General features: G+C 68.7%; 7 protein-coding genes. All 7 read left to right on the forward strand.

Annotated elements, in window-relative coordinates:
- The first annotated feature begins 12 nt into the window (after nt 1-12).
- The 7 genes from eccB (at nt 13) to OG285_RS11325 (ending at nt 5,770) form a co-directional block, all read left to right on the forward strand.
- Complete coding sequence (eccB, locus tag OG285_RS11295) at nt 13-1,515, forward strand: type VII secretion protein EccB (RefSeq protein ID WP_371790883.1); 1,503 nt, start codon at nt 13-15, stop codon at nt 1,513-1,515.
- 111 nt (nt 1,516-1,626) lie between these two features.
- Nucleotides 1,627-1,974, forward strand: coding sequence for a hypothetical protein (locus OG285_RS11300; RefSeq protein WP_356836483.1), 348 nt, complete (start codon nt 1,627-1,629; stop codon nt 1,972-1,974).
- A 70-nt stretch (nt 1,975-2,044) separates the two neighbouring features.
- Entirely contained in the window at nt 2,045-2,329 is a 285-nt protein-coding gene (locus OG285_RS11305; protein ID WP_356836481.1) for a WXG100 family type VII secretion target, read from the forward strand.
- Nucleotides 2,330-2,331: 2 nt separating this feature from the next.
- Nucleotides 2,332-2,766, forward strand: coding sequence for a hypothetical protein (locus OG285_RS11310; RefSeq protein WP_371790884.1), 435 nt, complete (start codon nt 2,332-2,334; stop codon nt 2,764-2,766).
- Between the two features lie 124 nt (nt 2,767-2,890).
- Nucleotides 2,891-4,951 (forward strand): hypothetical protein, encoded by a 2,061-nt coding sequence (locus OG285_RS11315; RefSeq protein WP_356836477.1) that lies wholly within the window; start codon nt 2,891-2,893, stop codon nt 4,949-4,951.
- Nucleotides 4,951-5,451 carry a YbaB/EbfC family nucleoid-associated protein gene (locus tag OG285_RS11320; protein ID WP_356836475.1) on the forward strand — a complete coding sequence of 167 codons (501 nt, stop codon included), beginning with the start codon at nt 4,951-4,953 and terminating at the stop codon, nt 5,449-5,451. The genes OG285_RS11315 and OG285_RS11320 overlap by 1 nt, the downstream gene beginning before the upstream one ends.
- Nucleotides 5,444-5,770, forward strand: coding sequence for a hypothetical protein (locus OG285_RS11325; protein WP_356836473.1), 327 nt, complete (start codon nt 5,444-5,446; stop codon nt 5,768-5,770). The genes OG285_RS11320 and OG285_RS11325 overlap by 8 nt, the downstream gene beginning before the upstream one ends.
- The last annotated feature ends 13 nt before the right edge of the window (nt 5,771-5,783 follow it).

The following is a 5,783-nucleotide window of genomic DNA, read 5'->3' on the forward strand; positions in this document are numbered from 1 at the left end:
TGAGGAACGTGCATGCAGTCCAGGCGTGACCAGGTCCAGGCCCATATGTTCGTCATGGGCCGGCTCTCCTCCGGCATGCAGCGCGCCGAGCCGGACGCACCGGACACCCCCACTGCCCGCACCTGGCGCGGCATCATCTGGGGGCTGCTGGCCGCCACTCTCGCCGCGCTGGTCACGACGTTGTACGGGCTGATCTCGCCCGGCGGCGCGACGTCCTGGCGCACCGACGGCGCGCTGGTGGTGGTGAAGGACTCGGGGGCCCGTTACGTCTATGTCGGCGGCACGCTGCATCCCGTACTGAACGAGGCGTCGGCGCGGCTGCTGGCCGGGGACAAGATGACCGTCCAGCAGGTCGCCGCGGCCTCCCTCGGGGACACCCCGCGCGGGACGCCGCTCGGCATCGTGGGCGCGCCCGACGGGCTGCCGAAGGGCTCGCTCGACCGGGGCACCTGGTCGGTGTGCGCGGGCCGCAAGGACACCGGAACCGGCGCCACCGGCACGGTCACATCCGTGGTGATCGGCGCGGAGCCGGCCGGCAGCGGACTGGGCGCGCGCGACGGCGTACTGGTGTCCTCGCCCCACGGCGGAGCCCAGATCCTCTGGCAGGGGCGGAGGTTCGCGGTCGACACCAAGCACGGTGGGGCCGCGGCGCTCGGCTGGGCGGGGACCGCCCCGTACCCGGTCGGTGACGCCTTCCTCGCCTCGCTCGTCGCCGGACCCGACCTGGCGCCTCCTCCCGTGCCGGGCCGGGGCGGAGCGGGCCCGCGACTGGCCGGGGCGGCGAGCCGGACCGGTCAGCTGTTCACCGCCGACGGCGGCCAGCACTACCTGCTGCGCAAGGACGGACTCGTACCGCTGACCGACACCCTGCACCGGCTGCTGCTCGGCGATCCGCGCACCCAGGCGGAGGCGTACGGCGGCGGCGCGGTACGCGAACGGCCGGTGGGAGCGGCCGACCTGGCCGCCCACCAGGTCCCGGCATCCGCCGGTGCGTCGCTCGCCGCCGACCTGCCACCCACCGCACCGCATCCGGTGTCGGCCGCCGCAGGTCAGGACGTGTGCGCGCGGGTCGCTTCCCGTGGCTCCGGGCACACCACGACGGTGGCGCTGGTCGCTGCGGCGCAGGTGCCCGGCGGGGCGCCGGACGCAGAACCCGGCGTGCGGGCCGGGTGTCTGGCGGCCGACAGCGTCTGGGTGCGTCCTGGTGCCGGCGCCCTGGTGACGGCCCACTCCACGGCCGGGACCGGCTCCACCCGCTATCTGGTCACCGACGCGGGTGCGGCCTTCCCGGTGCCCGACGACGACGCCCTCAAGCAGCTCGGCTACCCGGCGAGCGAGGCCGTGAGGCTGCCTGCGCCGCTGCTCGATCTGCTGCCGGCCGGGCCGAGTCTGGACCCGCAGGCGCTGGCGCGGGGCGGAATCGTACGTGCCGACCTATCCGCTGCGGAAGACGCCGGGAGCAAAGGAGTTGCGGACGCTCCGAAACAATCCAATGAACGATGCGGCAACAATTGAATCCGAAGCTCAAGTGAACATCAAATATCGATCTCACAGGGCCAGTTGAGCCCATCTGATGAGTATCGTGGCGACACATGTCCGAATCCTGACGGGAATGAGGCAACGACCATGGGTGACAGCACGTCTGGACTGTTCAATCGGCAGCAAGCGGACGTCGACAAGGCCCGCACGGCCCTGGAGAACCACGTGGCCACTATGGCCCGCGCGGGCGCGACGGTCTCGGCGATCCACGACGACGTACGGATGTCGTACGTCGCCGACTCGTCCAGCATCTTCAGCAGCAAGCTCCAGCAGTGGATGCAGTCGTACAACGACATCAAGGGCAAGGTCGACGCCCTGCACTCCTCGCTGATGGCGGCCGACACCATCCACAACAGCAGCGAGATGGACGCCTCCCAGTACGCGAGCGCGTGGGACGGCGGCGGCAGCGGCTACTACCAGGCACTCTCCGGCTGATCCTCGGCCGGCCCGCCTCCTCGCACTGCCTTTTCACCCCCTCACACACCTCCCGAAAGGACGACCGGACATGGCGGACGTCACACTCGAAGTCCAGCGTGCCAACGCGGCCATCGACGACATGGTCAAGGCCAACACGGACATGGTGAACGCGCTCACCGAGCTGCTCAGCCAGCTCGGCCCCCTCAAGGCGTCCTTCTCCGGTCAGACCGCGACCGTGTACACGGACTTCCAGAACCAGGCCAACAACGCCATTCAGACGATGAACGCCCAGTTCGGCACGGGCGCGCAGTCCCTCAAGGAAATGGTCGACGGCCAGGTCGCGGGTGACAAGCGCGGCTCAGGGATGTTCTGACCATGGCCAAGGACGATGGCGACGACGACGGGGACACCGGCACCTTCAAGGTGACCGAGGGCTGGCTCAAGGGTGAGGCCCGTACCAGGGTCCTCGGGCTCCGGGGCTGGCTCCAGACAGGCGACGACTACACGACGCTGGGCGACTACGGAACCGAGTCGGGTATCCACAAGGGAATACTCGCGGGCTCGGGCACCCTGGGTCCCGACGCGACTCTGCACAAGGTGTTCACTCAGCTCTGCTCAAGTCTGAAGGCTCAGCTGGACACCCTCGGGAACGGTCTCAACACCCTCTCGATCGACATGGCGACCGTGGACACCATCCTCCAGCACAGCGAGGACGACGCCGCCCTGACGGCGGCGGAGATGAACCTGGAGCTGGCGAACGCCCTCAAGGAGTTCGGCGGCAGTCCCACGACCGCCCCTCCCAAACCGTAACTCCGGTACGCCGTAACGGCACCGTGCGACGCCGGCGTCGCACGGTGCCTTCACCACTCAGCCTCCGAACCACTCAGCCTCCGAACCGCTCAGCCGCCTGCATCGCACCCGTAAGGAACCCGCCATGGCCGAAACGACGACGGTCACCTACCCCGACCGGAAGTGGGAGGAGGCACTCGCGTTCGTCGCCCCCAAGGACGGCGACCTGGCCAAGGTGACCAACCGTACGGACGTGACCAAGGACGCCTGGTTCAAGACCGATCACCTGGCCACGCCCGGCCAGGCCGGCTCGGCTGACAACGGCAACCCCTCGGGCTACGACTTCGCCTGGTCGCAGAAGTGGACCAAGAGCAATGGCGGCGGGAACCGCACCTACCAGATCGGGTTCTCGCTGACGCCCGAAGTAGGGGCCAACGGCCCGGACACCGCGCTCTCCAAGTTCATCCACGAACCCTGGGCCGTCATCGGTCCGCCGTTGAACACCCTGCTCGGCAACTCCTCCATCAGCGTGGGCAGTTTCGACGACGGCGCGATGATGCTGCGCAACGTGCTCAACCACATGGAGTTCGTGCAGAACGACATCAAGTCGTGGGTCAAGGACATCAATGTGCCGGACTCCGAGATGCAGGGCACGGCGGCCGGGGCCTTCAAGCGGGTCCTCGTGGCCGTGCAGCAGCAGGTGGCGTACCTCCGCCAGGAGGTGGTGAACTACGGGGACATCCCCACCCTCATCGACAGTGCGCGGGTCAAGCTGCACGACGCGATGCTCGCGCTGGTCAACGCGGCCGACGCCTACCGCAACGCCGCGAGCGGCGTGGCCTGGCCCGCCACCCACGTCCGCAAGACGTTCTTCGATTCCCTCGCCACCACGACACTCCAGTTCGACGCGTCGGGCGATGCCTTTCTCAACGTGCCGGGTCTCGGGGATCCGACGAAGCCGGACTTCTGGGCCGCGCTGGAGCAGAAGTCGAAGGACGCCTGGCTGAAGGGGGTGGCGGACAACCTGGACACCGTCGCCAAGCCGCAGCTGGGTTCCGTGCAGACCGCCTACCAGGCCGCGATCGACGTGATCCCGCCGACCGCGCTCACCATGCCGCCGTACCGCGATCCGGACGCGCCGAAGCCGCCGGGTGACGACACGAACACCGGCGACAAGCCCCCGGGCGACGACACCGACACCCCGCCACCGCCGGGCGGCGACACCGACACGGGCGACAAGCCGCCGGGCAGCGACTCCGACACGCCTCCCGGCGGCCAGGACGACAAGACCCAGGCTCCGCCGCCGCCCTCGACCTCGAAGGTCGACGGGCCGCCGAAGACCGAGTCCAACATCCCGCCCCCGCCGCCGCAGTCGAAGACGGACGGCCCCCCGAACATCGGCGGCGACAAGACCGGCGGGAACACGCTGCTCGACAAGAACAACCAGTCGATCAAGGACTCGAAGGGCAACGAGACCCAGATCCCGCCCGGGTCCCGCATCAACAAGGACGGCACGATCACCGGGCCCGACGGCAAGCTGCTGCTGGGTGCCGACAAGAAGCCCCTCAAGGCTCCGCCGAACTCCCACATCGGCCCCAGCTCGACGATCGGCAACAGCAGCAGCAACAGCAAGCAGCAGCTGAAGGAACAGCAGGAGCTGCAGGAACAGCAGCTCAAGCAGCAGAAGGTCAACCAGCAGAAGCAGCTGAAGGTCCAGCAGGATCTCCAGGAAGAGCAGCTGAAGCAGCGGAAGGCGCAGGAGGCCCAGGAGGTCGCGCAGGAGAAGGCGTACCAGCAGGCCCTCTCCCACGTCCGCGGTCAGGCCCGTACCGAGACCAGTGGCAACGGGTACGGGAACAAGTTCGGAGGCGGCGACAAGAACAGGCTGAACCTGGAGGAGACACCGCCCCGGGTCAATGAGCGGCTGACCAACAGCCGGGCCCTCGGCGACCCCAAGACCTCCGTCTCCGAGCGTGTCCGCCGCACCTCGGCAAACGAGCCCGATCTGGCCGCCGAGACCGCGGCCAGGGAGTCCTCCGCGATGAATCGCACCTCGTCCAACGGCCAGCCGATGATGCCCCCCATGGGTGGCGGAGGCGGCGGTGGGGGCGGCGGCGGGCGGGACCGCGAGCGCCGCACCTGGCTGGCGGAGGACGAAGAGACCTGGGGTACGTCCCAGGAAGCAGCACCGGGAGTGATCGGCTGATGGGCAACGGATTCCAGGAACAGCTCGACGAGATGATGGGAAAGCTCGCGGAGCACCGCGATTCCCTCCTCGCGACCCAGCGGGAGCTGGCCAAGTACACGGTCACCGTGCAGTCGAAGGACCGGATGCTGACGGTCGTCGCGGGCGCCCAGGGCGACGTGCGGGAGGTCAAGTTCCATACGGACGCGTACCGCGACATGGCCCCCGCCGAACTGGGTGCCGCGCTGGTCGAGGTCATCGGGCAGGCCAGGGAACAGGCCGGACAGAAGGTCCGTGAGACCGTCTCGCCGTTCCAGGGGGCGGGCGCCGCCCTGCGCAAGTCGATGACGGGCGGCAACGAGATGGACGATCTGATGGGCCCGTTGCGGGAGATGTGGCCGGGGCCGGAGGGGCCGGGCGGCACACCGGGGGCCGGCCGGAACGGCACGGGCAAGGCGACGGGCGGTACTCCGCGCACCGGCCGGAACGGCACGGGCAAGGGCGGTGCTTCGGATGGCTGAGAAGATCACCACCATCGACCAGCTCAAGCAGCAGTTCGCCCAGTATCCGCAGATCGGGTCGCTGATCAAGCAGATCGGCGACTACCTGGCCCAGATCGACAAGATCAACATCGATGGCGGCGGCAAGGACGACGAGATCGCCAAGCAGTACCACGAGACCATCGACCCCGGCATGAAGCACCTGCACGACCTGCTGACCATGCTCAAGACCCTGGTCGAGCAGGTCGGTTACACGGGATCCGACGTGATGGGCCTGTTCGACCGCGTCGAGGACGAAGCCAAGTCACTCGCGACCAGTTGGTCGAGCGACGCCACATGATGAGAGCCCGCCG

It is taken from the genome of Streptomyces sp. NBC_01471 (genome assembly GCF_041438865.1).
GTDB lineage: Bacteria > Actinomycetota > Actinomycetes > Streptomycetales > Streptomycetaceae > Streptomyces.